This window comes from Methylobacterium sp. Leaf100 (assembly GCF_001422845.1).
Classification (GTDB): Bacteria; Pseudomonadota; Alphaproteobacteria; order Rhizobiales; family Beijerinckiaceae; genus Methylobacterium.
In genome coordinates this window covers 186887-212217 of the sequence record NZ_LMMW01000061.1, presented here as the reverse complement: position 1 = coordinate 212217, position 25331 = coordinate 186887, and the positions used below count along the sequence as shown (strand labels likewise).

Genomic DNA, 25331 nt, shown 5'->3' with positions numbered 1-25331 from the left:
GGCGCTCAGGCCGCGTCGGGCATGCGGTTCAAGAGCTTGTCGAGGGTGATGGGGTAGTCCCGCACGCGGATGCCCGTGGCGTTGTGGATCGCGTTGGCCACCGCGGCGCCGACGCCGCAGATGCCGAGTTCGCCCACGCCCTTGGCCTTCATCGGCGACGACATCGGATCGACCTCGTCGAGGAAGAACACCTCCTGGTGCGGGATGTCGGCGTGCACCGGGACCTCGTAGCCGGCGAGATCGTGGTTGACGAAGTAGCCGCGCTTCGTGTCGACGGCGAGTTCCTCCATCAGGGCGGCGCCGACCCCCATGGTCATCCCGCCGATCACCTGGCTGCGGGCGGTCTTCGGATTGAGGATGCGGCCGGCGGCGCAGACCGCGAGCATCCGGCGTACCCGGACTTCCGCCGTGGCCACGTCGACCCCGACCTCGACGAAATGCGAGCCGAAGGTCGATTGCTGGTGGGTCTTGCCGAAATCGCCGAACTCGATGGCGTCCTCGGCGACGAGATCTCCCGCGGTCGCCGCCTCGGCGAGTGGGACGGCGCGGTTGCCAGAACGGACCTGCCCGTCCGCGAACACGGCGTCGGCCGAATTGACCCCGAGCTTGCCCGCCACCGCCTCGCGGAGCTTCACGCAGGCCGCGTAGACGCCGGCGGTCGAGGAGTTGGCGCCGAACTGCCCGCCCGAACCGGCGGACACCGGGAAGGTGGAGTCGCCGAGCCGGACGATCACCTTGTCGAGGCTGACCCCCATCATCTCGGCGGCCGTCTGGGCGATGATGGTGTAGCTGCCGGTGCCGATGTCGGTCATGTCGGTCTCGACCGTGACCATGCCCTTCGAATCGAGCCGGACGCGGGCGGCCGATTTCAGCACCATGTTGTTGCGGAAGGCCGCGGCCACGCCCATTCCGACCAGCCATCGCCCGTCGCGGACTTGCCCCGGCTTGCCCCGCTTGTCCCAGCCGAAGCGCTCTGCGCCCTGGCGCAGGCATTCGACGAGGCTGCGCTGCGAGAACGCACGCGACGGCTTCTCCGGATCGACCTGGGTGTCGTTGATCTCACGGAACCGGATGGGGTCGAGCCCGAGCTTCTCCGCCATCTCGTCCATGGCGACCTCGAGGGCCATCAGGCCGGGAGCCTCGCCTGGCGCGCGCATGGCATTGCCCTCGGGAAGATCGAGCACGGCGAGGCGCAGGGCGGTCATCCGGTTCGGTGCCGCGTAGAGCAGGCGGGTCTGCAGGACCGCCGCCTCGGGACCGCCTTCCGGCAGATCGCCCGACCAGCTTTCATGACCGATGGCCGTGATCCTGCCGTCCTGGGTCGCACCGATGCGGATGCGCTGGAGGGTCGCCGGCCGATGCGTCGTGTTGTTGAACATCTGCGGACGCGTCAGAGCGACCTTCACCGCCCGTCCCGCCGCGCGGGCTCCGAGCGCCGCGAGCAGCGCCTCGGACCGCAGGAACAGCTTGCCGCCGAAGCCGCCGCCGATGAAGGGCGACACGAGGCGCACGTTCTCCTTGGGAACGCCCAGGGTCAGCGCCAGATCGCGCACGCCCCAGTCGATCATCTGGTTCGACGTCCAGACCGTGACCTTGTCGCCATCCCAGGACGCGACGGATGCGCAGGGCTCCATCATCGCGTGGGCATGGTCGGGCGTGGCGTAGCGCTCGTCGAGCTTCACCGGCGCGGCCGCGAACGCGCCCGTGAAATCGCCCACGGCGGTGGCGGATGGACTGCCTTGGACATCGCCCGGATCTGTCGCCCCGGCCTTCGCCACGGCCAGATCGAAGGCTCCTTTCGAGGTGGAATACCGGACCTTGACCAGGGCCGCGGCGGCGCGGGCCTGCTCGAAGGTCTCGGCGACCACCACGGCGACCGCCTGATGGTAATGCTGAATCTGCGGACCGCCGAGAAGGTTCGCCGTGTTCAGCTTGCCCTTGCCGAGCTTGCCCGCCGTCTCGGCGGTGACGATGGCGACGACGCCCGGAGCAGCCTTGGCGGCGCTCAGATCCATCGACGCGATCCGGCCCTTGGCGATGGTGGCGCCGACGACGACCCCGTAGGCGAGCTTCGCCTGCGGATCGTGCCAGTCGTAGGCGTAGGGGGCGGTGCCGGTGGTCTTGTACTTGCCGTCGATCCGGTCGGTGGCCTTTCCGACGACCTTGAGCTGGTCGATGGGGTTCTGGCCGGCGGGGGTGTCGAACCCACCGGATCGAACTGGGTCTTCACCACATCCGGCCGCGTCGTGACCTGACTCAGCGTCAGGNTAGGCGTAGGGGGCGGTGCCGGTGGTCTTGTACTTGCCGTCGATCCGGTCGGTGGCCTTTCCGACGACCTTGAGCTGGTCGATGGGGTTCTGGCCGGCRGGGGTGTCGAACTTCATGKCTCTAAGCCCTCGCTTCGGTGAGCACCGCGCCGAGCGTGCGCTCGGCGAGCTTCAGCTTGTAGGCGTTGTCATGGGTGGGCTTGGCCCCGGCGAAGGCCCGCGCGGTCACCGCCTTGGCACCCTGCGCCATCGCGCCTTCCGCGGCTTCGACCCGCCACGGCTTGTGCGCGACGCCGCCGAAGGCCGCCCGGCCGGTGCCGTCCGGCTGCACCACGGCGGCCACCGAGACGAGGGCGTAGGCGTAGGAGGCCCGGTCGCGGACCTTGCGGTAGATGTGCGTGCCGCCGAGCGGTTTCGGCAGCGTCACCGCCGTGATGAGTTCGCCGGGGGCCAGCGTGGTGTCGATCTCGGGCCGGTCGCCCGGCAGGCGGTGGAACTCGGCGATGGGGATGTTTCGCGATGCCCCTTTCGCGTCGACGGTCTCGACGGTGGCGTCGAGCACCCGCATGGCCACCGCCATGTCGCCCGGATGGGTGGCGATGCAGGCCTCGCTGGCGCCGATCACCGCGAGCTGGCGCGAGACCCCGTCGAGGGCCGAGNCGCGGCTTCGACCCGCCACGGCTTGTGCGCGACGCCGCCGAAGGCCGCCCGGCCGGTGCCGTCCGGCTGCACCACGGCGGCCACCGAGACGAGGGCGTAGGCGTAGGAGGCCCGGTCGCGGACCTTGCGGTAGATGTGCGTGCCGCCGAGGGGTTTCGGCAGCGTCACCGCCGTGATGAGTTCACCGGGGGCCAGCGTGGTGTCGACCTCGGGCCGGTCGCCCGGCAGGCGGTGGAACTCGGCGATGGGGATGTTTCGCGATGCCCCTTTCGCGTCAACGGTCTCCACGGTGGCGTCGAGGACCCGCATGGCCACCGCCATGTCGCCCGGATGGGTGGCGATGCAGGCCTCGCTGGCGCCGATCACCGCGAGCTGGCGCGAGACCCCGTCGAGGGCCGAGCAGCCCGAACCGGGGGCCCGTTTGTTGCAGGCCTGCGCCGTGTCGTAGAAGTACGGGCAGCGGGTGCGCTGGAGCAGGTTGCCGGCCGTGGTGGCCTTGTTGCGCAGCTGGCCCGAAGCGCCGGCCAGCAGCGCGCGCGACAGCACCGCGTAATCCTTGCGSACSCGCGCGTCGGCGGCGAGATCGGTGTTGCGCACCAGGGCGCCGACCCGCAGGCCGCCCTCCGGGGTCGCCGCGATGGTGTCGAGGCCGAGSCCGTTCACGTCGACGAGGTGCGTCGGGGTCTCGATCTGCAGCTTCATCAGGTCGAGGAGGTTGGTGCCGCCGGCGATGAACTTGGCGTTCGGGGTGCGGGCGACGGCGGCCGCCGCCTCGGCGGCCGAGGTCGGGCGCTCGTACGTGAAGGACTTCATGCCTGCTTCCCCGCGACTTCGGTCATCGCCTCGACGATGTTGGAATAGGCGCCGCAGCGGCAGATGTTGCCGCTCATGCGCTCGCGGATCTCGGCGTCCGTGACCTGCATCGGCGCGTTGAGATCGGCGGTGGCGTGACTCGGGATGCCGGCCTTGATCTCGGCGAGCACGGCGACGCCCGAGCAGATCTGGCCCGGCGTGCAGTAGCCGCACTGGAAGCCGTCGTGCTTGATGAAGGCGGCCTGCATCGGGTGCAGGGCGTCCGGCTGGCCCAGCCCCTCGATGGTGACGATCTCCGCGCCCTGGTGCATCACCGCGAGGGTGAGGCAGGCGTTGATGCGCCGTCCGTCGACGATCATCGTACAGGCGCCGCACTGGCCGTGGTCGCAGCCCTTCTTCGAGCCCGTGAGGTGCAGGTGCTCGCGCGCCGCGTCGAGGAGCGAGGTGCGGGTGTCGAGTTCGAGGTCCCGGCGCTGGCCGTTCACCGTCAGCGACACCTTCGCCAGNGAGGTGCAGGTGCTCGCGCGCCGCGTCGAGGAGCGAGGTGCGGGTGTCGAGTTCGAGGTCCCGGCGCTGGCCGTTCACCGTCAGCGACACCTTCGCCAGGACGGGCTTGTCGGTTCCGGCCGGCCTGTCGGCCGTCGGCGCGGCGCCCGCTGCGGGCACGGCCGCCAGGGCCGCCGTGGCGGATGCTCCCACCATCAAGTCTCTCCGATTCACTTCGAGGGCTCCAACTGGTCCCGTTGCGGCGCCGCCCCGTCGCCGGCGAACGGCCGGGCGAGGTCCGGCGCGCCGGACGGGGTGCCGAGGGGAAACACGATCACCTTGGATAAGCTCCAAAGTGACGTGCGGATCCGCGACGGCCGGCGGGCAAAATCACGCATGGTCTCCTGATCCGCCTCGCGAGGCAGGGCCGTCGCGCACGGGCGATGGATTTGCCGATCGCGGTCCGCGTGCTTATGACCGAACGCCGCGATCATGCCGGCGCAGTCAGGGGGAGCGGGGCGAATGCGGGGAAACAGGCACGAACACGCGCGCCGTTTTCTACTCCCCTTCGGCGTGTGCGCCGCGCTCGCGCAGCAACCTGCACGTGCGCAGGAGACGGCGCAGCCGTTCACGCTGGCCTGCGTCAACACCGGTGGCAAGACGATCTACTTCAGCATCGATCTTCCCGCCCGGCGCTGGGCGCTGATGAAGGCGAACGGTGCGCTCGATTCGAAGCCGCAGGCCGTCGCCGCCGAATCCAGCGACATCATCAAGCTGAAGAACCCCGGGGGGTACTTCAACATCGACCGCAAGACCGGAGCCATGGAACTCATCAAGGGCGAGACCCGCCGGGTCGACCGGATTCCCTGCGCCAAGCACGAAACCCACCTGCCGATCCCGGCGGACGTGCCGGCGGCGAACAAGTTCTGATCGCGTCGCGTCCCGTCGGGGGGCTCCCCCTTTCGAAGCGAACGCCCGACGGCGATCGGCAGCGGCCCGGCGATGGGCCGGAGCCGCGTGCGGGCACCGGCATCCCCGAGAAACCGGTGTCCACCTTTCGGGCCGATGACCTGAGGAGGCCAGCATCTCCGATACGAAGACCCCGCGCGCGCCGTCGCGCCTGAATGCCCTCGCCCGCCTCGTGGCGGCGACCGTCCTGCTGCCCCTGGGCATCCTGCTCCTCGGCCTGTGGGAGCAGGAGCGGGCCGGCGCCGATTGGGCCGATCTCGCCGCCGAGCGGGAGCACCTGACCCGGATCGTCGCGGATCTGGAGGCGCGGGCGCCGCCGGACGGGCGCCCCGATTTCCGGATGCAGTTCCGCCGCAACGGCAAGGGTTACGGCGGTCCCCTCGCCCTGGTTCAGGCTCGGGCGGCCCGGGACGAGGCCGCGACCCTGACGACGATCATGGACTGGCGCCGCCTGCTCCCGCCCGTGGTCGTCGCGGCCGGGGGGGGCGCCGCCCTCCTGTCGGTCCTCGTGCTCCTGGCCGGCGCCGCCCTCGGGCGACTGGGGCGGGCCTCGCGCGACGCGCTGGTGGCCGGCTTCTCGTGGATGCGCCGCCTGCTGCCGCCGGTGCTCGCCCTCCAGGTGCTCCTCACCACGGCGGGCTTCGTCGCCGCCGTGGTCTTCGAGGCCGGGCTGCTGGCGCGGCCCGGGCTGGGCGGCGGCGAGATCAAGATGCTGTTCCTGGCCGCCGTCGCCGTCGGGGCGGTCCTGATCGCGGCGGGCGCCACGGTTCTGGGCCTGCGCCGGGCGCTGTCCGCCTTCGAGCCCGACCCCCTGTCGATCTTCGGCCGGGTCGTCTCGCCCGCCGAGGCGCCCGGCCTGTGGCGGCTCACCGAGGGGCTGGCCGACCGGCTCGGGGCGTTGAAGCCCGAGGCCGTGGTGGTCGGTCTCACGGGGGGCTTCTTCGTCAGCGCCGGCCCGGCCGTGGTCGAGCCCGGCGGCGCGTCGCTGACGGGCCGGATCCTCTACCTGCCGCTGCCCTACCTCGCCCTGCTGCGGGGCGACGAGGTGGCGGCGATCATCGGTCACGAACTCGCCCACTACGCCGGGGGCGACACCGTCTACAGCCAGCGCTTCCTGCCGATCTATGCCGGCGTCGGCCGCTCCCTCGACGCGGTGGCGGAGGGGCATGCCGGGTCCTTCGGGCTCCTCGGCCCGTCCTTGCGCCTCGGCGTCTTCGTCATGGAGAACTTCCACCTCGCCGTGCGCCACTGGAGCCGGACCCGCGAGTTCGCGGCCGATGCGGCGGGCGCCGGCCCGGCCTCCGTGGACGCCGCCGCGCGGGCGCTCCTGCGCACGGGGGCGGTGGCCCCCCGCATCGCCGAGACCTTGGACGCCGCCGCCGAGGCGCCCGGGTCCGCCCCGGCCGACCTCGTGGCGGCGAGCCTCGACCACGCCATCGCGCGCGGCCTCGACGATCCGGCGACGCATCTCGAGGCGGAGCAGGCCCACCCCACCGACACCCATCCGCCGACCCGCGAGCGCGTGGCGGCCCTCGGCCGGACCCTCGACGCCGAACTCCTGGCCGCCGCCGCCGCCGTTCCGCCCCCGCACGCGCTCGGCCAGCTCGCGGCCTACTTCGCCGATCCCGCCGGCCTCTGCCGCGCGGCGACGCACGATTTCCTCGACGCGGTGCGGGCCCACGATGCGGCCTTCCGCGCTCATCTCGAAGCGACGGCGGCGGAGATCGGCACCGAGGCGCGGGAGCTGCGCGAAAGCACCCGCCCGGGGGCCATCGCCCTCCTGGTGGCGGGCGGCTTCTTCATCGGGGTCGCCCTCCTGTGGCTCGCCGCCGGCCTGCCCGGCCTGTCCGCCAGCCAGGCGGGGGCCGTGGTGGGGGTAGCGCTGGCGTGCGGGGCGGTCCTGGGCGGCTTCGGCGGATTTCGGCTGTGGCGGGGCGAGCGCACGACGATGATCCTGACCCCCGAGGCCCTGGCGGTGCCCGGCCTCGACCGACCGATCCTCTGGGACAGCATCGCCGACCTCGACATGACGACCCGGCAGAACGGCGTCGTCACCCGCCTGCTGCTGCCGCCGGAGGCGCCGTTCCCGCAGGCGGTGCCGGGCGGCCGCAAGGTGAAGCTCGACGCAGGGCGCGGCATCGTCACCGTCACGGCCGGCCTGCCGTACCGGATGTCGGTACAGGACTTCGCCGACCTCATCGGCCGCTACCGGCAGGCGGCGCAGGCGCGCCGTGTCCTGGCCGAGACTGCGGCGCAGGCGCGCCGTGTCCTGGCCGAGACCGCGGCGGCTTCCGAATCCTCCCAGACCCCCGTGATCCCGTGAGGTTCCGACCATGAACACCGCCGCCAACCGCCCCGAGCCCTCGCGTACCGAATCCTTGCGCCTGCCGCCGCCCCGCCAGGGCTGGGGCAACATCTTCTGGACCCTGTTCGGCCTCGTGGCGCTGGGTGCCCTCCTCGTCGCCTGCGCCGTCTACACGGCCCCGCCGGTGGTGACGGATTGGCAGATCCGCGACACGGCGCATCCCGTCGCCGCCGCGCGGGTGAGCGACGGCAAGTGCAGCACCAAGATCGTGCTCCACCTCTGCGACATGACCCTCACCCTGCCCACCCCGTCGGGCCCGGTGGTCCGCCGGATCAACACCGTGTTCACGGGCGTGCATGCGGGCGATTACAGCGTCCGGGTGATGGCCGATCCGGCCCGGCCCGACCTCGTCACCACCGATCTCGCCCTCGACCGCCTGTGGAACCGCACCGTCACGCTTCTGGTCATTGCGGGAGCGCTGGCGGCCATCATCGTCGCGGCCCTCGCCGCGATGGTGCGCAACCGGCGGGCCGGCGCGGGGGCCATGGGCTGATGCGATCGCGGCTTCGGCGGGACGGATCGCTCCACACACCGCGCGAGGGGGGCGCCGCATGATCGTGTTCTGGACCGGGCGGGGCTACTGGGTCGTCTTCTTCGTGGCGCTGGCGATGTTCCTGCCCCTGATCGTCCTGCGGCAGGTCGACGGGCCGGAAGTGGACCGGGCGGTCTGCCTCTCCATGAGTCTCGCGGCGCTCGCCGTCCTCGGCCTCGGCCTGCGCTGGAACCGCGGCACGACCTTCGGGCCGGCCGGGCGCGACCACGCCTTCTGGGGGGTGCCGATGCAGGTCTGGGCCGTGCCGATGCTCGTGTTCGCGGCCCTGCTCGGGACCGGCACCATCACCACGGCGGAGGCTCCGCGCGCCCGCTCTTCCTTCCAGGAATCCGGCTTCCAGAAATCCGGCTTCCAGAAATCCGGCTTCCAGGAATCCGGCGGCGTCGTCCGGTGAATCTCAGCCCCGCGTCACGAAGAACCAGTTCGGCGCGAGGCGGCGGTCGCTCTCGGCCCCGGAGCCGGCCGGAAACGCATCGTCCGGCCGGTACACGAACGACGTGCCCCAGGGCGTGCCTCCCGGGATCGGTTCGTCCAGGGCGATCTCGCCGCCGGGACCGCGGGTGAACCCCGCGAGCCCGAGGCGTTCGAGGGCGCCGCAGAGGGCGCGGTAGCGGGCGTAGGGAACCCCGAGGTCCCGCAGGACGTCGATCTCCCGCAGGCTGTCCGTGTCGCGCGCGCCTTGCGGACGGTACGGGGTGACGCGCCGGCCGTTGACGAGGCGGGTGCTCTCCCACCACGCCGTTCGCTCCGCCGCCGGGGGATCGTCCCGCCCGCGTTCGAAGGACACCAGGGTGGGCATGGCCGCGATCTCGGCCACCACGGCGTCGAGCCGCGATCGGTTCAGGACGAAGTAGCCCGTCGTCGTTCCGAACGCCGCCCAGGTCATGCCGCCGCCGACGGCCGCCAGGGCGAGGAAGACCGCGACCCGGTGCGTCGCCGCGCGGGCGAACGCCGGCACCGCGACGACGGCCGCGGCGATCCCCGGGACCGGCGCGTAGGCGACGAGGGCCCAGCCGAACACGACGACACCGCAGCCGCCGACGACGAGGGCCGCCCTTCGCGTCCCGTCGGACCGAGGGGCAATCATGGCGGGACGATCATCGCCGACAATCCCGGACCAGAATCCCCGACCGGCGCCGTCATCGAACGGCGGCCCGGCCGATGCGGGCGCGTCGCGCCGGGAGGTGCCGGCCCAGGAGCGCGAGGCCGAGCCAAGCCAAAACCCAAGCCAAAACCCAGGCCGAAAGCCACGCAGCGAGCCAGATCTCGTACACGTGGGCGTCGAGGGCGGCTTCCCCGTCGAGGCCGAGCCAGCGCGCGAGCCCGTGCGGGACCGGAAGGTCGGTCCAGAGGAGGACGCGCAGGACCGGGATCGAGAGCAGGCCGACGGCGAGGACGAGGCCGGCCGCCCGGTAGAGGGGCCGCGCCGCGCCCTCCACGGTGCCGACGAGGCCGCCGACGAGGGCCGTGCCGAGCCAGAGTTCGACGGGCCGCAGGGTCGGATCGGTTCCGGGCTCCGCGGGCAGGAGGGGAAACAGCAGGAAGACCGGGGCGAGGCCGAGTGCCAGCAGCAGCCCGAGGAGCGGAACGTGCAGCAGGCGCAGGACGCGGCGGCGGACCGGATCGCCGACGTCGGGCCCCCGCTCAACCGTCCGCATCGCGCGCGCCGTCGAGGGCCTTCAGGACGGCGGGGTCGCCCCGGTGGCGCCGTCGCAGGGTCCGCCCGTCCGCCTCGGCGGCGTCGCAGCGCAGACGCTTCACGGCCGCCGCGATGGCCCGGCCGCGCGCCGCGTCCGTGGCCTCCTCCCCGCCCCAATGGTTGCAGTCCCGCAGCCGCGTCACGTACGCCGTCACGTCGCCCGGCAGAGCGGGCTCGGCCCGGACGGCGAGCGGTCCGAGGAGCGGCGCGGCGAGGAGCGTGGCGAGCGGCCCGGCAAAACCCTTGGCGACCTTGGCGAGAACGGTCCGCATGGCACTCCATCCTGCCTTTCCTCGGGGCTCCCGCGCCGTATACAGGGAACCCGCATGAGACGCAGCCTTCTCCCCGCCACCCGCTCCGCCGCCCGCTTAGCGCTCCTCGCAGCGTGCCTCCCCGCCCCGTCAGTGGCGGCGGGATGGGAGGCGGCGCGGTTCGAGCCGCCCGCGAAGACCGAGACCGCGACGTCTGGAGAGGGCAAGATGTCGGGAGAGGGCAAGCAGATCACCTGCACCACCTACCGCGATCTCATGGTGCGCGAGAGCGACACCGACACGCCGGACCCCGAGGACGCGAGCCTCGTGCCGCTCGTGAACGGCGCCGCCCCCGCCTGCGCCGCCGCGCCGGGGCCGGGTGCGCGCATCCTGGCGACCGCCGGCCAGCGCTTCCTCGGCCGCACGGGCGGGTTCCTCGTCTTCGAGCAAGCGAGCACCAACGGCACCGTCCCGTTCGCGGTGCTCGACGCGGGCACGGGCCGCACCCTGATCCGGGACACGACCGCCGAGGCCGGCATCGACACCTTCGCGGTCGCGGACGGGACCCTGCGGCTCGGGTTCCTCCGCGGCGTGCAGGGGGCCTGCTCGATCCCGAAGCACGGCGCCGGGTGCTGGGCGCGGATCGCCCGCGACGGGCCGCTTCCACCCGCCGTCGCGGCCCTGCCGGCACCCGTGAAGGCCTGCGCCGGGAGCTATCGGGCCGGAAAGGCCCCGAAGGACACGCCCAGCATCGTCTCGTTTCCCGTACGCCTCACGGGGACCGCCCCGCCCACCGTCGAGGCCGGCGGCCCGGTGCGCTGCGCCCCGACACCGTGAAGGCGATCTCCCCGTGAGGGCGGCTCTCACTTTGACAGCGTGCCCGCCCCGTCATCGAACCGTCACGCCAAGCCCGCATCCGGGGCCGTCCTACCGAGGAACCACCGCATGATCTCACGCCGCCACGCCCTCGCCGCCGCGCTCGCCCTGTCGGTCCTGTCCGCCCCCTCGGCCATGGCCGAGCCGACCATCGGCCTCGCCGAGCGCCGAGCGATCGCGGCCTATCGCCAGGACCGCTACCCCGCGCAGGAAAAGGCGATCCAGGAGGCGGCGGGCTTCGCCGTGCCGGTGGAGGTGGCGTGGGACGACCTCACGCTCCCGGGCGACGCCAAGTACTATTCCGACCCGGACTATTTCGAGAAGACGATCTTCGAGCCCCTCGCCGCCGGGCTGAAGGAGGTGGCCAAGGACAAGATGGGCCGCGACGCCCTGGCCGCGAAGCTCAAGACCATCCGCGTCCGCTTCGACGAGAACACCGCGCCCGCCTCGAACTACGCCAAGCGCCTCACGTTCGACGGCGGGGTCCTCGACGTGAACTGGCGGCCGTTCACCAACGTCGCCGACTCGAAGGACCGGGTCGAGGCCGTGGTGAAGCTGCTGGAGAAGGGCCTCTGACGGTGCGTGGCACCGCCCTGGGCCTCGCCGCCCTGCTCGCCGCCTGCGGCGCGGCGGCGGCCGAGCCGGCCGCCCGGTCCGGCACCTACGACAGCCTGACCCTGGCGGTCTCCGGCAATGCGGTGGCGGGGGTCTTCGCCGAGCAGCGGGGGGCGGCCGAAGCCGGGAGCCCGCAATTCGCCTGCGTGTTCCTCCTGCGCGGGACCCTCGCGGGCGACCGGGCCAAGGTCGAGACGTGGTTTCCCGACGAGCCGGAGCGCATCCCGGGGGACCTCGCCTTCACCCCGGACGGCGCCGCCCTGACCCTCGCGGAGGATCACGGCGGGTGTTCGATGACCACGGGCACCATGGTGGGGACCCCCTACGCGCTCTCGCGGCGTGCGGCGTCGGCCCCGGACGGATGGATCGGCGTCGGCCTCGTGACGGCCGAGCGCACGGCCTTCCGGCCGGAACCCGGCCCGGCTCCGGCCCGGGCGCCCTACCTCGTCCGGCTCGATCCCGTCGCGGTGCTGGAGCGGCGGGACGCCTGGGTGCGCGTGCGCTACCGGGGCGAGAAGGCCCCGGTCATCGGCTGGCTGCCTGCGGCCGACCTCGCCGTGGTGACGCCCTGATCCCCTCGCCGCCCGAACGGGCCGAAGGCCCGCCCCCGACCCCAGGACGATCCCATGCGCCGAACGCTGTCCCACACCCTCCTCCCGCTGATCCTCGTGGCCGGCCCGGCCGTCGCCCAGGCCCCCGCCGTGCCGCCGCGCCCGGCCACGACCTGGGTGCCGGTTGAGGAGCCCATGAGCGCGCTCCTCAACGGCGGCCACCGCATCGTCTCCGCCTCCGGTCCGAGCTTCACCCTCGAGCGGGGCGGCAAGTACGTGGTCTGCGAGGTGCGGCCGGCGGGCGGGATGCGCGGGGCTGCCGAGACCACCTCGACCTGCCACCGCGTGAACTGAGGCCGGCAGGATGGAAGCCACGGACGCGTCCCTTCGCGCGCGGTTCGATGCCCTGTGGGCGCGGACCGTCGGCACGCCCGGCGCGGCGGCGTGGCGGGCCCTCGACGCGGGCTACGGCGCGGCGGACCGGCACTATCACGGCTGGCCCCACGTCGCGGCGCTGCTCGCGGGGCACGATTCCGTGCGGGCACATCCCGATTTCGCGGGCGTCGACGGCGACGCCGTCGATCTCGCCATCGCCTTCCACGACGCCGTCTACGACACCCCCCGCGCCGACAACGAGGCCCGCAGCGCCGACCTTCTGCGTGCCGAGGCGGGGGCGGCCGCCGGGGATGCGCGCGTCCGGGCCGCGATCGCGATGATCCACGCGACGGCGGCGCACGGCCCAAGCGCGGACCCGGCGACACGGCTCCTCCTCGACCTCGATCTCGCCGTGCTCGGTGCGCCGCGCGCCGTCTACGCGGCCTACGCGGCGGCGATCCGCCGGGAATACGCCGCCGTTCCCGAGGCGGCGTGGCGGCTCGGGCGCGCCCAGGTCCTCGACCGCTTCCTCGCCCGGCCGCGTCTCTACCAGACCGACCTCTTCCACGACCGCTTGGAGGCCGCCGCCCGCGCCAACCTCGCGGCGGAAGCGGCCGGGCTCCGCGCCGGGCCCACAGAACAGGCGGACCTACGGAATAGGCGGACCCACGGAATAGGCGGACTCACGGAATAGGCAGACTCACGGAATAGGAACGTCCCGCATGCGTCCCTCGCGTCGCGTCGCGCGCCTCGTCGCGCTCCTCGGCCTGCCCCTCGTGCTCGCGGCCTTCGCGGCGGAGGGCCGGTTCGGCATCACGCGGTACCGCCTCGCCGGGACCGCGTACGCCGTGCCGCACACCTACGAGTTTTCCCGAAATTTCCGCCTGCCCTGGCTCGACGCGCTCCCGGGGCTCGGCCGGGAACCGGCGGATTCGCTCTGGCTGATGCTGCCCGCCGCCGAGGTCGCGGCGGGCCTCCCCGGCTACAGCCCCCTCAGCCACGGCCATGCCGGCCCGTTCGCCACCGACCTCGTGGTCCACGTCGTCGGCGACCCGGACGGGCGCCGCTTCGCACCCCTCCACGCCCGGCAATGGGGCATTTTCGATGCGCGGCTCGCCGAGGGCGCGCCGTGGCGGCCCGACCCGTCCGGCGGCGAGCGCCTCGTCCATTCCGAGGGCGTCGACCACCGGCGCTTCTACCGCCTCCCGTCCCGGCACGCGGCGCGGCCGGCCGACCAGGCCCCGCCCGGCTGCCTCGCCTCGGACACTTCGGACAAGCGCGAGGTCTCCACCTGCACCTACCTCGTCCACCGCGACGGCCTCACCTACGATTTCTCCCTGCGCCCGGAGAATCTGGCCGTGGCCGACCGCGTGCCGGCCTACGTCCTGGCCCGCCTCGCGGCCTGGAAGCGTCCGGCGCCGGCCCGGGAGGAAGCCCCCTGATCCGCCGCGACCCGGCCTACTGGCAGCGCCTGCGCAAGGACCGTCCCTCGAACGTGGCGGCCGGGCTCGCCGTCGTGGCGGGCCTCGCCGCCACCGTCTCGGTCACCGCCTGCCTCGTGCCGGGACCGCACGGCGCCGCCCGGGCCCAACCCCTCTATTGGCTGTCGATGCTGCCCCTGGTCTGGTGGGCGAACGGCCTGGTGCGGTTCGAGCCGCGTGCGGTGCGGTGCTGGCGGGCCGCCCTGGCCCTGGCCTGCCTCGGCGCCGGCGCGGGCCTCGCGGCGGCCCTGTGGCGGGTGGAGGATTGGACGCTGCCCGCCCTCGGCTTCGCCGTCACCCTCGCGAGCGCCGGAGCGAGCCTCGCGGTCCACCGCGACAGTCTGGTCGCCCGCGAGGGGCCGGCGCGCTGAGCGCCAAGGACCCGTCAGCGCTGGCGGATCGGCCGCAGGGGGCCGTGGAAGAAGCCGGGCTCCATCCCGATGGCGGCGGCGCGCTCACCGATCACCGCGAGGCCGCTCAGCAGCCCGGCGACAGGGGAATCCAGCAGGCCCGGATGGTTCAGGGCCTTGCCGATCTGGCGGCCCTCCCACCAGAATTCCGCGAACAGCAGGGCGAGGAGGCCGAGCAGCCCCCAGGTCTCCAGGCCCTGCCCGAGGAGATAGACGCCGTAGGGCGGCGACAGGATCGTGCTGAGCTTGGCCAGACCGATCACCCCGGCAAAGCCCAGGACGAGGATCAGGAGCAGGCGGACCAGCAGGCGCCGATACAGGCGCAGGGCCAGGTTGAGTTCCTCCACGGAGGAGTGGTCGAGCGTCAGGGACATCCGGGTTCCTCCCATGCGGTTCTTCCCGCCTGATACGGTCCGGGATGTGTGACCGACGGACGCCCGCCCCGCAACCGGCGCCGGGGCGGGTGACATCCCGGGGCCGGACGCCCATGCTCGCCCGTCGATGCGAGGAGCCCGAGCCGTGCTGGTGATCCTGGACCGCCTGTTCTCCCGATCCGGCGCGCAAGCACCCGTGACGGGCCGCCTCACGCCCGAGCGGGCGGCGGCAATCGCGGCGCGCGCCGCGGCGGGAACGGGCCTCGCCACCACCGGCACGGCCGTGCCGACCCGGACGGACACCGGCCTCGTCTGGGACGTCCGCGAGGTCGCCTACGGCAGCGGCTGGCGTGTGTGTGTCAACGACGCCACGGGCGCCCGGCCCGGTCGGGCGCTGGGGCCTCCGGTGAGCCGGGCGGTACGGGGACGAGCGCTCGCCGCGCTCGCCCTCCTGGGGCTCGCGGCCGGCCTCGCGCCGCAGGCCGTGCGGGCGCGCGACGGGGGCGCCTACCCGCTCGCCTGCCGCGACGTCCACGCGGATTTCGCCCGCACGGAGCACTGCGCCCGCCGCGCGGGGGACTTCGTCCGCATCGATCCCGCCCGCCTCGCGCGCATGCCGTTCCGGGGCGGGGTGACGGAGATCGTCGTCGACGAAATCGGCTGGCTCTGGGCGCGCCGCGACGGGCTGGCGCTGGCGGTGTTCCCCCTCGACAACGGGCCGGACCCCTTCGCGCAGGGGTTGGTGCGCGCGCGTCACGCCGGCAAGGTCGCGTTCCACGACCGGCGCCTGCGCCGGGTCCTGACCACGGATTTCGACTGGTCGTTCCCGTTCAACGCCCGCGGGGAGGCCCTGGTCTGCCAAGGCTGCCGCTCGGATGGGCGACAGCCGTCCGCCATGGTCGGGGGCCGTTGGGGGCTGATCGACCGGCACGGCCGGCTGACGCGGCCGCTGGCGGAAGGCGGAGGCGCCGCCACGCGTTACTTCGGCTGGCCCCGATGAACGCGCTCGCCGACGCGAAGGCCGGTTGAGGACGCCGTCACGCGGTTGTGATCGCGCGGGGCCGCATGGTACGCCGTGGGGACGGGCTAAGACGGGAGACGGTGCCATGGACGAATCGCCTACGGCAGCGCCGCGCCCCGGCTCGGGGATGCCGGCGTGACCTCGATCTCGGGGCTGCCCGCCTTCCTGCTCTACCTCGCCACCGCCGGGGGGCTCATCGGGACGTATCTCCTCGTCTACACCCTCGCCACCGCCCACAACGAGGTCGCGCTGATCCGCCAGGACGTGGCGGCGGCGGCGGTGGCCCTCGGCTTCAGCCTCGTCGGCTTCGCCCTGCCGCTCTCGGTGGCGATCTACAACGCGCAATCCCTCCTCGACTGCATCGTCTGGGGCCTCGTCGCCCTCGTGGTGCAGATCGCGATCTACTGGCTCGTGCGCCTCGCCGTGCCCGACCTCTCCCGGCGCATCGAGGCGGGCAGCATGGCCGCCGCGACGCTCCTCGGTGCCGCGTCCTTCGCGGGCGGCATCGTCAACGCCGCCTCGATGACCGCCTGAGATGGTGGCGCCGCCCCCGGGGACACCGGACGCCGCCGCCGAGGCGCGCCGCCGCAAGCGCTCCGTCGCCATCTCCCTCGTCCTCGTCGCCGGGGCGGGCACCGCCGCCCTGGTGCTGGCCGGGCTCGATCCCTCCCAGAAGGAGGAGGACGCCCTCGTGTACGAGAACCCCGCCGCCTGCGCCGCGCAGGGCCTGCGCAGCGCCGAGGCCTGCACGACCGACCACGCGGCGGCTCTGGCCGCCTACGCGTCGAGCGCGCCGCGCTACCGCACCCTGGACGAGTGCCGGGGGCATCACGGCCCGGACGGCTGCGTCGCGGGTGAGACCGTCGTGGCGGACGCGGCCGGGTTCTTCGTGCCCGTGATGGCGGCCTACCTCCTCGGCCGCACGGTGGAGCAGGCCCTGCCGCCCCAGCCCCTCTACCGGCACGCGGACGAGGCGACGGGTGGGGGCGGGGGCTACTGCACCGGCGCGGGCGGACGGGTTTTCGCCGCCCGCGGCGGCGGGGCGACCCATGTGGCGTCGCGGGTGGCGCGCGCGACGCCATCGTCACCCCGCACGGTGACATCCGGCGGCTTCGGCGCGACCGGGCGGGCGTTCTCCTCCGCCTCGGGCAGCCGCTCGGGCGGGTTCGGGGGCGGCTGATGCGCCGGGTGACGCTGCCCGAGCGGCCGGACTGGCGCGCGCACGCGGCCCGGGCGGGCTTCACCTTCCATACCTTCGACGACGCGCCCTACTGGGACGAGGGCGCCTACTATGCCTTCACCCTGGCGGAGATCGAGGACGACCTCGAGGCGCCGACTCGCGACCTCCACGCCCTCTGCCTCGCCTTCGCCGAGCGGGCGGTGGCGGACGCGGCGATCCTCGCCTCCCTGGCGATCCCCGAACACGCCTGGGACGCCATCGCGGACAGCTTCCGGCGGCGCGACCCGTCCCTCTACGGGCGCCTCGACTTCCGCTACGGCGGGGCCGGCACGGGGCCGGCGAAGCTCCTCGAATACAACGCCGACACGCCGACGGCCCTCTACGAGAGCGCGGTGTTCCAGTGGCTCTGGCTGGAGGACGGCCTCGCGACGGGGCGCCTGCCCGCGGGGGCCGACCAGTTCAACGCGCTGCACGAGCGCCTCATCGCCCGGCTCGCCGGGATGGGGCTGCCGGGCCGGTTGGCGTTCACGTGTTTTCCCGACGCGTTGGAGGACCGGGGCACGGTGGCCTACCTGCAGGATTGCGCGGTGCAGGCCGGGCTCACCGCCCCCTTCGTGCCCATCGAGGCCATCGGCCTCGCCGAGGACGGGCGTTTCGTCGAGGCCGGGGGCGGGGCCCTCGACGCCCTGTTCAAGCTCTACCCGTGGGAGTGGATGTTCGCCGACGCCTTCGGCGCCGTCATCGGCGCGTCGCCCACCCGCTTCCTCGAACCGCCCTGGAAGGCCGTGCTCTCGAACAAGGGGCTCCTCGCCCATCTCTGGGCCTTGGCGCCCGGGCACCCGAACCTGCTGCCGGCCTATTTCGAGTCCGACCCCGCCAAGGCGGCCCTCGGCACTTCGTTCGTGAAGAAGCCGCTCTACTCCCGCGAGGGCGCCAACATCCTCCTCGTGCGCGACGGCGTGCTGCTGGAGCGGGACGAGGGGCCCTACGGCGGCGAGGGCTACGTGCGCCAGGCGCTCGCCGAACTCCCGGTCTTCGACGGCCGCCACGCCTTGGTCGGCAGCTGGATCGTCGGCGACGAACCCGCCGGTCTGTGCCTGCGCGAGGGCGCGTCGCGCATCACCACCGACCGGGCCCGGTTCGTGCCGCACCTCATCGACGGTTGAGGCCGGGTCCGCGATGCTCCGCGACGGGGCGTCGTGCCATCGACCGTGACCGGCACGGGCACTTCGCGTCGCGGCCAAGGAACCCTCAGGCGTTCGCCGTCTTGATGGAGGTATGTGCGTGACGCACGGGGCGATCGCCTCGGGCCGTGCATCACGTGGCGGAGGAATGGGATTTCATTCCTCAAAACGCAAAGGATTGATCATGGCGAACACGAATTCCACCTCGGGCCAGCGGCTCCACGAGACCCAGAACGGCACGAAGTCCAACGCCAAGCAGGTCTCGACCGACGCCCTCAACGCCCGTCTGGCCGACGGCATCGACTTGGCGCTGGCGGTGAAGCAGGCGCACTGGAACCTGAAGGGTCCGCAGTTCATCGGCATCCACGAGATGCTGGACGGTTTCCGTGCCGAGCTCGACGATTACAACGACAAAGTCGCCGAGCGCGTCACCCAGCTCGGCGGGACCGCCAGGGGCACGGCGGCGGCCGTCGCGGGTTCGTCGCAGCTCGCCCCCTATCCCCTCGACGCCTACGCCATCGCCGACCACGTCGCGGCGCTGATCGACCGCTACGCCGTCTACGCCAACGCCGTGCGCCAGAACATCGACGACACCGACGAGGCCGGGGATGCCGGCACGGCGGATCTCTTCACCGAGGTGTCGCGCGGCGTCGACAAGCAACTCTGGTTCCTCGAGGCCCATGTCCAGGAGCCCACCGGCCAGCTGCGCGACGGCGACCACGCAGGCAAGCGCTGACAGGCGACGAGCGCCGAACCGTTTCGCCGGTTCGCTGAAACGAAAAAGGGCGCCGGTCTCCGGCGCCCTTTTTCGTGGAACTCCGCCCAGGGCGCGCGTCCCCTACAGGAACGGCGCCGGGTCCCGTTCCGGCTTGGGCGGCCGGACGTCGTTGCGGTTCCACCAGCCGCCGCCGAGCGCCTGGAACAGGGCCGCGGTGTCGGCGTACTGGTTGGCGCGGGCCCCCGCCGAGGTGACGATGGCCGACAGGTAGGATTGTTGGGCGATGAGCACCTGGGTGCTGTTGATGGCGCCTGCGGTGTACTGCTTGCGGATGAGGTCGAGGCTCTGGCTCGTCGCCTTCTCGGCGGCGGAGGCGGCCGCCACCGCTTGGGCGTCGGATTGCAGCGCCCGTAGGGCGTCGGCGACGTTCTGGAACGCGCCGATGACCACGGCGCGGTACTGGGCCTGGGCCTGGTCGAGGGTCTCCTCCGCGGCGCGCTGGCGGCGGAACAGGGTGCCGGCGTCGAAGATCGGCTGGGCCACGGTGCCGACAATGCCGTAGAAGCTCGCCGCCGAACTCGCGAGCTGCGCGATCCGCACGGCGCTCGACCCGCCATTGGCCGTGATGTTGAACTGCGGCAGGCGGTTGGCGACGGCGACCCCCACGAGCGCGCTCGCCTGCTGCACGTTGGCCTCCGCCGCCTTCACGTCGGGGCGCTGCTGCACGAGGTGCGAGGGCAGGCTGACGGGCAGCCGGGTCGGCAGGCGGAGCGACGCGAGGGTGAAGGTCTGGGTGACTTCCTCGCTGGGCAGGCGCCCAACGAGGGCGGTGAGCAGGTTGCGCTGGAGCGCGAGCTGCTTTTCCAGCGGCGGCAGCAGCTGCATCGACACCGAGAGCGCCGCCTGCTGCACCACCACGTCGGCTCCGGCGATCTGCCCGAGGGAAAGCTGCTTGTTGTAGAGGGTCAGCACCTCGGTCTGGGCCTGGATCACCCGCTTCGTCGCGTCGATCTGGGCGCGCAGGGACGCCTCCTGGATCGCCGCCAGCACCACGTTGGCGGTCAGCGACAGGTAGGCGGCCTCGAGCTGGAAGCGCTGGTTCTCGGCCTGGGCCTCCAGCGACTCGATCTGGCGCCGGTTGCCGCCGAACACGTCGGGGGTGAACGAGACCGTCACCTGCGGGGTATAGAGGCTGTAGAACAGTTGGCGCTGGTCGTTGAGCGGGCTCTGGAGTTCGCCGCCCGGCACCTTCTGGCGCGAGCCGAGGCCGTTGAAGCCCACCTGCGGGAACAGGGTGCCGCGCTGGGCCTCGACGTTCTGCTGGGCGATGCGCAGGGCCGCCTGAGCGGCGTCGAGGTTGGGGTTGTTGGCGAGCGCCTCCTCCACGAGGTGGTTGAGCGCCTTGGAGTGGAACAGGGTCCACCACTGGCCCGGCACATCGGCCCCGGCGATGAAGTTCTGGTCGGCCGAGCCGCCCTGGCGGGTCACCACCTTGTCGGTGGCCGTCGGGTTGCCGAGGGGCTCGCGGGTGTAACGGGTCACCGGCGGATCGGCGGGGGGCACGAAATCCGGGCCGACCATGCAGCCGCCGAGGCCCGCCGCCAAGACCGTCGCCAGGCCCGCCACGAGGGCGGCGGCGCGGGCCGTACGCAGGAGCGCCATCCCGGATCCGTTCGTGGTGCGTCGCATGATGTGGCCGATCCCGCCGGACGTCCGACGCCCGTAGAGGCGACGCAGACCCGCGCGAGTCAACGCGACGGTTCGTGCGGGATCGACGCTTTCACGCCCCTGTGTCGCGCGCATCACGCGTACGCCTCCCGGGCCGCCGCGTGCGCGGCCTCCGGCGGGCGCATTCCCGGGGCCGGCTTGCGCCGCGAGAACAGCCCGATGAGGATCGGCACGATCACCAGGATGAGGTTGGGCGCGAGCATGATGCCGCCCACCACCACCAGCGCCAGGGGCTTCTGCACCTGCGAGCCGATGCCCGTGGAGACCGCCGCCGGCAGGAGGCCGACGCAGGCGGCGACACAGGTCATCATCACCGGGCGCATGCGGACGTTGGCGGCGTGCCACACGGCGGCGCCCCGCTCCCAGCCCTCGTCGAGGAGCTGGTTGTAATAGGAGAGCAGGATCACGCCCTCCATGGTCGAGATGCCGAACAGCGCGATGAAGCCGATGGCCGCCGAGATGGAGAACGGCGTCAGCGTCAGGGCCAGGGCGAAGATGCCGCCGATCATCGCCATGGGAATCACGCTGAGCGTCAGCAGCATGTCGGTGAGGGAGGCGAAGTTGACGTAGAGCAGGAGCGCGATGAGCGCGATGGTGATGGGCACCACGACACTGAGGCGCGCCACGGCGTCCTGCAGGTTGGTGAACTGGCCGACCCATTCGAGGTGGAAGCCCGCCGGCAGGGGCACCTCCTGGGCGATCCGGCTCTGGGCCTCCAGCACGGCGCCGCCGAGATCGCGCCCGCGCACGGAAAACTTCACCGGGATGTAGCGCTCCTGGTTCTCGCGGTAGATGAACGCCGCGCCCGAGGTCAGCTCCACGGTGGCGATCTCGGAGAGCGGCACGGGGATCACGCCGCCGGCGGGGTTCGGCGCCCCGATGGTGATGTTGCGGATGGTGGCGAGGCTGCTGCGGTACTCGGATGCGAGGCGCACCCGCATGGGGAAATGCCGGTCCGAGCCGTACTCGTAGAGGTCGCCCGCCGTCTGGCCGCCGATGGCCGCCTGGACGGTGGTGTTCACGTCGCCGGGCGTCAGGCCGAAGCGGGCGGCTTTCCGCCGGTCGATGTCGATGCGCACCGTGGGTTGGCCGAGGGAGGCGAAGACCGAGAGGTCGGCGATGCCGGGAATCTTGGCGAGCGACGCCTTCACGGCCTCGGCGGTGCGGGTGAGTTCGGTGAGGTCGCTGCCGTAGATCTTGACGGAGTTCTCGCCCTTCACGCCCGAGGCCGCCTCCTGCACGTTGTCCTCGATGTACTGGGAGAAGTTGAACTCGATGCCGGGGAACGCCTCGTCGAGCTGCTTCGACAGGGTGCGCACCAGGGTCTCCTTGTCGAGGCCGGCGCGCCACTGGTCGATGGGCTTCAACGGCGCCAGGATCTCGACGTTGAAGAAGCCGGTGGCGTCGGTGCCGTCGTCGGGGCGGCCCTGGTGGGACAGGACGGTGACCACCTCTGGCACGTCGGACACCATCTTGCGCAGGCGCTCGACGTAGGCGTTGCCGGCCTCCAGCGAGATCGAGGCCGGCATGGTGCCGCGGATGTAGAGGTTGCCCTCCTCGAGCTTGGGCAGGAATTCGAGGCCGAGGGTTCTGGCCGCGATGGCGGAGGTCCCGAGCATGGCCGCCACCACGAGGAGCGACAGCACCTTGTTGCGCAGGCCGAAGCGCAGGATGATCACGTGGCCGAAGCGCAGCAGGCGCACCACCAGGGTGTCGCGCTCCTCCACGTGTTTCGGCAGGATCAGGGCCGAGAGGGCGGGCGAGACCGTGAAGGTGGCGAGCAGGCCGCCGATGAGCGCGTAGGCGTAGGTCTTGGCCATGGGGCCGAAGATGTGGCCCTCGACGCCCGTCAGGGTGAAGAGCGGCAGGAAGCCGACGATGATGATGGTGGCCGAGAAGAAGATCGCCCGGTTCACCTCCGCGCCCGCGATGGCGATGGTGCCGAGCCGCCCGGTGAGGCCGCCCGGCGCCTCCTGGCCCTCGCTGTGCTCGGGTTCGGCCACGTGCCGGAACACGTTCTCGACCATGATCACGGTGGCATCGACGATGAGGCCGAAATCGATGGCGCCCAGCGACAGGAGGTTGGCCGAATCGCCGCGCAGGACGAGGATGAGGATGGCGAACCCGAGGGCGAAGGGAATCGTCGCCGCCACGATGATGGCGCTGCGCAAACTGCCCAGGAACACCCACTGCACCACGAAGACCAGGATCACGCCGAAGACGAGGTTGTGCATCACCGTGTGGGTGGTGGTGTGGATGAGCCCGCTGCGGTCGTAGATCCGCTCGACCTTCACGTCGGGGGGCAGCAGGCCGCTGGCGTTGATCTTGTCGATCTCGGCTTCCACCAGTTTCAGGGTCGGCAGGCTCTTGCCGCCCCGGCTCATGAGCACGATGCCCTCGACGATGTCGTTCTGGCCGTCATGGCCGACGATGCCGAGACGGGGCGCGTTGGAGACGCGGATGTCGGCGACATCGCGCACGAGGACCGGCACGCCGGCCACCTGCGTCAGCATGGTGTCGCGGATGTCGTCCATGTCGCGGATGAGGCCGATGCCCCGCACCACCGCCGATTGCTCGCCGACGTTGAGGGTCTGGCCGCCGACGTTGATGCTCGAATTGTTGAGCGCGGTGACGAGCTGGACCAGGGTCAGGCCCTGCGCCTGCAGGCGGTTGAGATCGACGGCGATCTCGTATTCCTTGGTCTTGCCGCCGAACGCCGTGACGTCGACCACGCCCGGAATCGCCTTGAACCGGCGCTGCAGCACCCAGTCCTGCAGGGTCTTCAGCTCCGTGGACGAGTAGCCTGCCGGCCCCGTCACCTTGTAGCGCATGATCTCGCCCACGGGGGAGGTCGGCGAGATCTGCGGCTGGGCGCCCCCCGGCAGGGGCGGCAGCTGCGACAGGCGGTTGAGCACCCGCTGCAGGGCTTCCTGGTAGGTGAAGTTGTAGTTGAACTGCACCTTCACGTCGGACAGGCCGAACAGCGAGATGGTCCGCACCACCGTGGCGTTGGGAATGCCGGCGAGCTGCACCTCCAGGGGAATGGTGATGTAGCGCTCGATCTCGTCGGCCGATTGCCCGGGATTCTGCGTGATCACGTCGACGAGCGGCGGCACCGGATCGGGATAGGCCTCGATGTTCAGCTGCGTGTAGCTGGCGTAACCCAGACCCAGCATCGCGAGGAACATGAGGAACACCAGCACGCGCTGGCGCAGGGCGAAGACGATCAGGCTGTTCATCGCGCGCGGGTCATGGTCGGCCGATCGGGGCTGGGAATTTCTTGGGGGACGGTAAGGGTCGTGCGGTCCGGCTCAGGACGCCTTGTCGCCGCTGACGGCGCGATCCATGAACAGGGCGCCGCGGGTGACGATCTCCTCGCCCGCCTTGAGCCCCTCCACCACCTGCACCATGCCCTGGCCGGCGAGGCCGAGGGTGACGGCGCGGGCCTCGATGGCGCCGTCGGGCCGGGCGACCCAGACCTGGGCGCGGCGGCCCTCGTAGACGATGGCGGAGGGCGGGATCGCCGGCGCGGTCTGGCCGGGGCCGGTGAAGATCGTGAAGGCGGCGAACATCTCGGGCTTGAGCACCCGGTCGGGGTTCTCGACCTCGCTGCGCACGGCGAGGCGCCGGGTCGCCGGATCGAGGGAGGCCGCCATGTAGTCGACCTTGCCCTTGAAGGCCCGCTGGCCGAAGCCCGCCACCCGGGCCTCAATGTCCTGGCCGAGGCGGATCTTCGGGATCTCGCTCTCGCGCACGTTGGCGACGAGCCAGACCGTCGAGAGGTCGCCGATGACGAAGACCGGCTCGGCCGAGGTGCTGAGATACTGGCCGATGCCGACCTTGCGCTGGACGATGGTGCCGGCGATGGGCGCGCGCAACTGCGTCTCGGCGCTCAGGGTGCCCTTCTTCTCGTAGGCGGCGATGTCGGCATCCGACTTGCCGAGGATGCGCAGGCGGTTCTTCACCGCCTCCAGGCTCGCCTCGGCGGTCTTGAGGTCGCTCTGGGCGCCGATCACGTCGTTCTGGGCCGACTGGTAGTCCTTCAGAGCCACGGCTTTGGCCTGGAACAGCTCCTGCTGGCGGGCCGCGATGGTCACGTCGAGCTTCAGCAGGGCGGTGGTCTTGGCGATGGTGTTCAGCGCCGCCTGGTAGTCGCTCTGAGCCTGGACCATGTCGGTGGCCTCCATGGTCAGGAGCACGTCGCCGGCCTTCACCTCGTCGCCCGCCCGCACCAGCACCTTGGTGACCCGGCCCGCATAGGGCGAGGTGACCGGCACGTTGTCGTCGTCGTTGAGGGCGATGCGCCCCTCGGCCGTCCCCTCGGGCCGGAACGTCACGGCCCGGACGGGGGCGATCTCCAGGGCGGTGCGCTGGGCCGGGTTCGGGCGGAACACCCGCGCGACGGTGTCGGCGCGGCCGCCGACGGTGTCGGCCGCCTCCTCGGACGGGCCGGAGATCTGGGCCATGCGCTCGCGCACCGTGGTGAGCACCCATCCGGCGAAGGCCGAGTCGCGCTCCGACCAGGCGACGGCGCCGAGACCGGTGCAGATCACCAGCCCGAGCAGGACGATGAGTTTGGAGATGCCCTTCCGGGGACCTGTGGACATGGCGGCACTTTCCGGCGGTCGGCGCGAAGGCGTTCTCGAGGGGGGCTCGTCCCGTTGCCGGGTCGTATCCCAAGGACGGGATTCATGACGGCGCAATGACGCCGGAATGGGGGCACGGACAAAAGCCCGTGATCGCCGGCGGCTAACC

At 72.2% G+C, this 25331-nt stretch carries 27 protein-coding genes and 2 pseudogenes; 16 read left to right on the top strand and 13 right to left on the bottom strand.

Annotated features, from left to right (window positions below; translation table 11 throughout):
• Positions 1 to 5: 5 nt before the first annotated feature.
• From paoC to ASF25_RS19565, 6 genes and pseudogenes are all read right to left on the bottom strand, one after another.
• Positions 6 to 2204, bottom strand: a pseudogene (paoC, locus tag ASF25_RS19585) (aldehyde oxidoreductase molybdenum-binding subunit PaoC); the annotation flags it as partial.
• A 184-nt stretch (positions 2205 to 2388) separates the two neighbouring features.
• A complete protein-coding gene (locus tag ASF25_RS19580) occupies positions 2389 to 2835 on the bottom strand; it encodes an FAD binding domain-containing protein (protein ID WP_244473115.1) in 447 nt (148 codons plus the stop codon).
• 92 nt (positions 2836 to 2927) lie between these two features.
• A partial coding sequence (locus tag ASF25_RS19575) for a xanthine dehydrogenase family protein subunit M (protein WP_056306573.1) occupies positions 2928 to 3740 on the bottom strand: 813 nt, incomplete at its 3' end.
• Positions 3737 to 4246: an aldehyde dehydrogenase iron-sulfur subunit PaoA gene (gene paoA, locus ASF25_RS19570; protein ID WP_056306514.1), complete on the bottom strand. Its 510-nt coding sequence runs from the start codon at positions 4244 to 4246 to the stop codon at positions 3737 to 3739. The genes paoA and ASF25_RS19575, both read right to left, overlap by 4 nt.
• Position 4247: 1 nt before the next feature.
• Positions 4248 to 4442, bottom strand: a pseudogene (locus ASF25_RS23425) (aldehyde dehydrogenase iron-sulfur subunit); the annotation flags it as partial.
• 14 nt (positions 4443 to 4456) lie between these two features.
• Positions 4457 to 4720: a hypothetical protein gene (locus ASF25_RS19565; RefSeq protein WP_056264720.1), complete on the bottom strand. Its 264-nt coding sequence runs from the start codon at positions 4718 to 4720 to the stop codon at positions 4457 to 4459.
• Between ASF25_RS19565 and ASF25_RS19560 the strand changes: the two genes are divergently transcribed.
• The 4 genes from ASF25_RS19560 (at position 4719) to ASF25_RS19545 (ending at position 8507) form a co-directional block, all read left to right on the top strand.
• A complete protein-coding gene (locus ASF25_RS19560; protein WP_156369077.1) occupies positions 4719 to 5156 on the top strand; it encodes a hypothetical protein in 438 nt (145 codons plus the stop codon). The two genes, ASF25_RS19565 and ASF25_RS19560, sit on opposite strands and share 2 nt — an antisense overlap.
• Positions 5157 to 5367: 211 nt before the next feature.
• Complete coding sequence (locus tag ASF25_RS19555; protein ID WP_056306513.1) at positions 5368 to 7518, top strand: M48 family metalloprotease; 2151 nt, start codon at positions 5368 to 5370, stop codon at positions 7516 to 7518.
• 10 nt (positions 7519 to 7528) lie between these two features.
• Entirely contained in the window at positions 7529 to 8053 is a 525-nt protein-coding gene (locus ASF25_RS19550) for a hypothetical protein (protein ID WP_056306512.1), read from the top strand.
• A gap of 58 nt (positions 8054 to 8111) precedes the next feature.
• Positions 8112 to 8507 (top strand): hypothetical protein, encoded by a 396-nt coding sequence (locus ASF25_RS19545; RefSeq protein ID WP_056306511.1) that lies wholly within the window; start codon positions 8112 to 8114, stop codon positions 8505 to 8507.
• A 3-nt stretch (positions 8508 to 8510) separates the two neighbouring features.
• On the opposite strand, the gene ASF25_RS19540 is transcribed toward ASF25_RS19545, so the two are convergent.
• From ASF25_RS19540 to ASF25_RS19530, 3 genes are read right to left on the bottom strand one after another with little or no spacing between them, the layout of a single operon-like run.
• Positions 8511 to 9200 carry a hypothetical protein gene (locus ASF25_RS19540; RefSeq protein WP_056306510.1) on the bottom strand — a complete coding sequence of 230 codons (690 nt, stop codon included), beginning with the start codon at positions 9198 to 9200 and terminating at the stop codon, positions 8511 to 8513.
• 52 nt (positions 9201 to 9252) lie between these two features.
• The gene (locus ASF25_RS19535) at positions 9253 to 9771 is read right to left on the bottom strand and encodes a hypothetical protein (protein ID WP_056306509.1); all 519 of its coding nucleotides are present in this window, start codon (positions 9769 to 9771) and stop codon (positions 9253 to 9255) included.
• Positions 9758 to 10084, bottom strand: a complete 327-nt coding sequence (locus tag ASF25_RS19530; RefSeq protein WP_018042903.1) for a hypothetical protein — start codon at positions 10082 to 10084, stop codon at positions 9758 to 9760. The genes ASF25_RS19535 and ASF25_RS19530 overlap by 14 nt, the downstream gene beginning before the upstream one ends.
• A 54-nt stretch (positions 10085 to 10138) precedes the next feature.
• On the opposite strand from ASF25_RS19530, the gene ASF25_RS19525 reads away from it, so the two are divergent.
• The 7 genes from ASF25_RS19525 to ASF25_RS19495 all read left to right on the top strand — a co-directional run bounded on the left by ASF25_RS19525 (position 10139) and on the right by ASF25_RS19495 (position 14332).
• Positions 10139 to 10900 (top strand): hypothetical protein, encoded by a 762-nt coding sequence (locus ASF25_RS19525; protein ID WP_056088177.1) that lies wholly within the window; start codon positions 10139 to 10141, stop codon positions 10898 to 10900.
• Between the two features lie 108 nt (positions 10901 to 11008).
• Entirely contained in the window at positions 11009 to 11515 is a 507-nt protein-coding gene (locus tag ASF25_RS19520; RefSeq protein WP_056088179.1) for a hypothetical protein, read from the top strand.
• A 2-nt stretch (positions 11516 to 11517) separates the two neighbouring features.
• Positions 11518 to 12126 (top strand): hypothetical protein, encoded by a 609-nt coding sequence (locus ASF25_RS23305; protein ID WP_200927324.1) that lies wholly within the window; start codon positions 11518 to 11520, stop codon positions 12124 to 12126.
• Positions 12127 to 12180: 54 nt separating this feature from the next.
• Positions 12181 to 12459: a hypothetical protein gene (locus ASF25_RS19510; protein WP_055950610.1), complete on the top strand. Its 279-nt coding sequence runs from the start codon at positions 12181 to 12183 to the stop codon at positions 12457 to 12459.
• Between the two features lie 10 nt (positions 12460 to 12469).
• Positions 12470 to 13174, top strand: coding sequence for a hypothetical protein (locus ASF25_RS19505; RefSeq protein WP_056306508.1), 705 nt, complete (start codon positions 12470 to 12472; stop codon positions 13172 to 13174).
• Between the two features lie 28 nt (positions 13175 to 13202).
• Positions 13203 to 13922 (top strand): hypothetical protein, encoded by a 720-nt coding sequence (locus ASF25_RS23120; protein WP_056170968.1) that lies wholly within the window; start codon positions 13203 to 13205, stop codon positions 13920 to 13922.
• Between the two features lie 53 nt (positions 13923 to 13975).
• On the top strand, positions 13976 to 14332 hold the full coding sequence (locus tag ASF25_RS19495) for a hypothetical protein (RefSeq protein WP_056306507.1): 357 nt from the start codon (positions 13976 to 13978) through the stop codon (positions 14330 to 14332).
• 14 nt (positions 14333 to 14346) lie between these two features.
• On the opposite strand, the gene ASF25_RS19490 is transcribed toward ASF25_RS19495, so the two are convergent.
• Positions 14347 to 14745, bottom strand: coding sequence for a hypothetical protein (locus tag ASF25_RS19490; RefSeq protein WP_018042895.1), 399 nt, complete (start codon positions 14743 to 14745; stop codon positions 14347 to 14349).
• Between the two features lie 145 nt (positions 14746 to 14890).
• On the opposite strand from ASF25_RS19490, the gene ASF25_RS19485 reads away from it, so the two are divergent.
• The 5 genes from ASF25_RS19485 to dps all read left to right on the top strand — a co-directional run bounded on the left by ASF25_RS19485 (position 14891) and on the right by dps (position 18866).
• A complete protein-coding gene (locus ASF25_RS19485; protein WP_244473106.1) occupies positions 14891 to 15745 on the top strand; it encodes a hypothetical protein in 855 nt (284 codons plus the stop codon).
• 156 nt (positions 15746 to 15901) lie between these two features.
• Positions 15902 to 16300 carry a DUF350 domain-containing protein gene (locus ASF25_RS19480; protein WP_056170978.1) on the top strand — a complete coding sequence of 133 codons (399 nt, stop codon included), beginning with the start codon at positions 15902 to 15904 and terminating at the stop codon, positions 16298 to 16300.
• 1 nt (position 16301) lies between these two features.
• Positions 16302 to 16946, top strand: a complete 645-nt coding sequence (locus tag ASF25_RS19475; protein WP_056264756.1) for a DUF1190 domain-containing protein — start codon at positions 16302 to 16304, stop codon at positions 16944 to 16946.
• Complete coding sequence (locus tag ASF25_RS19470) at positions 16946 to 18112, top strand: glutathionylspermidine synthase family protein (protein WP_056306506.1); 1167 nt, start codon at positions 16946 to 16948, stop codon at positions 18110 to 18112. The genes ASF25_RS19475 and ASF25_RS19470 overlap by 1 nt, the downstream gene beginning before the upstream one ends.
• A 202-nt stretch (positions 18113 to 18314) precedes the next feature.
• Positions 18315 to 18866 (top strand): DNA starvation/stationary phase protection protein Dps, encoded by a 552-nt coding sequence (dps, locus tag ASF25_RS19465; protein ID WP_056265194.1) that lies wholly within the window; start codon positions 18315 to 18317, stop codon positions 18864 to 18866.
• A gap of 102 nt (positions 18867 to 18968) precedes the next feature.
• Here the strand turns inward: dps and ASF25_RS19460 are convergent, their stop codons facing one another.
• The 3 genes from ASF25_RS19460 to ASF25_RS19450 form a co-directional block, all read right to left on the bottom strand.
• Entirely contained in the window at positions 18969 to 20537 is a 1569-nt protein-coding gene (locus ASF25_RS19460) for an efflux transporter outer membrane subunit (RefSeq protein WP_244473105.1), read from the bottom strand.
• A 113-nt stretch (positions 20538 to 20650) separates the two neighbouring features.
• The gene (locus tag ASF25_RS19455; RefSeq protein WP_056306504.1) at positions 20651 to 23815 is read right to left on the bottom strand and encodes a CusA/CzcA family heavy metal efflux RND transporter; all 3165 of its coding nucleotides are present in this window, start codon (positions 23813 to 23815) and stop codon (positions 20651 to 20653) included.
• A gap of 72 nt (positions 23816 to 23887) precedes the next feature.
• Complete coding sequence (locus ASF25_RS19450; RefSeq protein WP_056306503.1) at positions 23888 to 25183, bottom strand: efflux RND transporter periplasmic adaptor subunit; 1296 nt, start codon at positions 25181 to 25183, stop codon at positions 23888 to 23890.
• Positions 25184 to 25331: the final 148 nt, after the last annotated feature.

What these genes read in the sequence shown, in the direction of transcription:
- ASF25_RS19580 (WP_244473115.1), bottom strand. Translation starts at nt 2,835, where the DNA reads ATGCGGGTGCTCGACGCCACCGTCGAGACCGTCGACGCGAAAGGGGCA.
- ASF25_RS19560 (WP_156369077.1), top strand. Translation starts at nt 4,719, where the DNA reads ATGCCGGCGCAGTCAGGGGGAGCGGGGCGAATGCGGGGAAACAGGCAC.
- ASF25_RS19565 (WP_056264720.1), bottom strand. Translation starts at nt 4,720, where the DNA reads ATGATCGCGGCGTTCGGTCATAAGCACGCGGACCGCGATCGGCAAATC.
- ASF25_RS19550 (WP_056306512.1), top strand. Translation starts at nt 7,529, where the DNA reads ATGAACACCGCCGCCAACCGCCCCGAGCCCTCGCGTACCGAATCCTTG.
- ASF25_RS19545 (WP_056306511.1), top strand. Translation starts at nt 8,112, where the DNA reads ATGATCGTGTTCTGGACCGGGCGGGGCTACTGGGTCGTCTTCTTCGTG.
- ASF25_RS19540 (WP_056306510.1), bottom strand. Translation starts at nt 9,200, where the DNA reads ATGATTGCCCCTCGGTCCGACGGGACGCGAAGGGCGGCCCTCGTCGTC.
- ASF25_RS19535 (WP_056306509.1), bottom strand. Translation starts at nt 9,771, where the DNA reads ATGCGGACGGTTGAGCGGGGGCCCGACGTCGGCGATCCGGTCCGCCGC.
- ASF25_RS19530 (WP_018042903.1), bottom strand. Translation starts at nt 10,084, where the DNA reads ATGCGGACCGTTCTCGCCAAGGTCGCCAAGGGTTTTGCCGGGCCGCTC.
- ASF25_RS19525 (WP_056088177.1), top strand. Translation starts at nt 10,139, where the DNA reads ATGAGACGCAGCCTTCTCCCCGCCACCCGCTCCGCCGCCCGCTTAGCG.
- ASF25_RS19520 (WP_056088179.1), top strand. Translation starts at nt 11,009, where the DNA reads ATGATCTCACGCCGCCACGCCCTCGCCGCCGCGCTCGCCCTGTCGGTC.
- ASF25_RS19510 (WP_055950610.1), top strand. Translation starts at nt 12,181, where the DNA reads ATGCGCCGAACGCTGTCCCACACCCTCCTCCCGCTGATCCTCGTGGCC.
- ASF25_RS19505 (WP_056306508.1), top strand. Translation starts at nt 12,470, where the DNA reads ATGGAAGCCACGGACGCGTCCCTTCGCGCGCGGTTCGATGCCCTGTGG.
- ASF25_RS23120 (WP_056170968.1), top strand. Translation starts at nt 13,203, where the DNA reads ATGCGTCCCTCGCGTCGCGTCGCGCGCCTCGTCGCGCTCCTCGGCCTG.
- ASF25_RS19490 (WP_018042895.1), bottom strand. Translation starts at nt 14,745, where the DNA reads ATGTCCCTGACGCTCGACCACTCCTCCGTGGAGGAACTCAACCTGGCC.
- ASF25_RS19475 (WP_056264756.1), top strand. Translation starts at nt 16,302, where the DNA reads ATGGTGGCGCCGCCCCCGGGGACACCGGACGCCGCCGCCGAGGCGCGC.
- ASF25_RS19470 (WP_056306506.1), top strand. Translation starts at nt 16,946, where the DNA reads ATGCGCCGGGTGACGCTGCCCGAGCGGCCGGACTGGCGCGCGCACGCG.
- dps (WP_056265194.1), top strand. Translation starts at nt 18,315, where the DNA reads ATGGCGAACACGAATTCCACCTCGGGCCAGCGGCTCCACGAGACCCAG.
- ASF25_RS19460 (WP_244473105.1), bottom strand. Translation starts at nt 20,537, where the DNA reads ATGCGACGCACCACGAACGGATCCGGGATGGCGCTCCTGCGTACGGCC.
- ASF25_RS19455 (WP_056306504.1), bottom strand. Translation starts at nt 23,815, where the DNA reads ATGAACAGCCTGATCGTCTTCGCCCTGCGCCAGCGCGTGCTGGTGTTC.
- ASF25_RS19450 (WP_056306503.1), bottom strand. Translation starts at nt 25,183, where the DNA reads ATGTCCACAGGTCCCCGGAAGGGCATCTCCAAACTCATCGTCCTGCTC.